Consider the following 410-nt stretch of genomic DNA (forward strand, 5'->3'; position numbering starts at 1 on the left):
CGCCGGTCGCCATCGCCGCCGCGACGCCGGGCAGGACCGGCTCCACGCGGGAGCCGGTGGGGGTCAGTGTCGGGCAGAGTGCCTTGGCCTGCGCGAGTTTGCGGCGGGACACCTTGGGATCCCAGCGCAGCGTGTGCTTGAAGACCTCGATGAGATCCTTGTATCCCAAGGTTTCTGCCGCGCCCTGCTGATCTAGCGCGCCGACGATCTCCACGATCTGGAACTGGATCTGGTGCAGCGCACGGACTTTCCGCTGGAGCTCGGTGAGGAGCTCAAGCGGGGTGGAGAGTCCGAGGGCCGGCATGCGTCCATTGTGGCAGGAACAGGTGTTCGAATTCCATTCCACAATCAGGTGAACGTGCAGGTCAGAGCCCTATGGCGCCGTGCGTGCCGTGTCGCTCGATGCGCGC

Annotated in this window: 1 protein-coding gene; it reads right to left on the minus strand. The window is 65.6% G+C overall.

The window, feature by feature from the left end; translation table 11 throughout:
- Positions 1 to 304 (minus strand): hypothetical protein (locus LFM09_RS50150; protein WP_414103740.1); only part of this gene is annotated, 304 nt, incomplete at its 3' end.
- Positions 305 to 410: the final 106 nt, after the last annotated feature.

This window comes from Lentzea alba, from assembly GCF_047445655.1.
In the GTDB taxonomy this organism is placed as follows: Bacteria; Actinomycetota; Actinomycetes; order Mycobacteriales; family Pseudonocardiaceae; genus Lentzea; species Lentzea alba_A.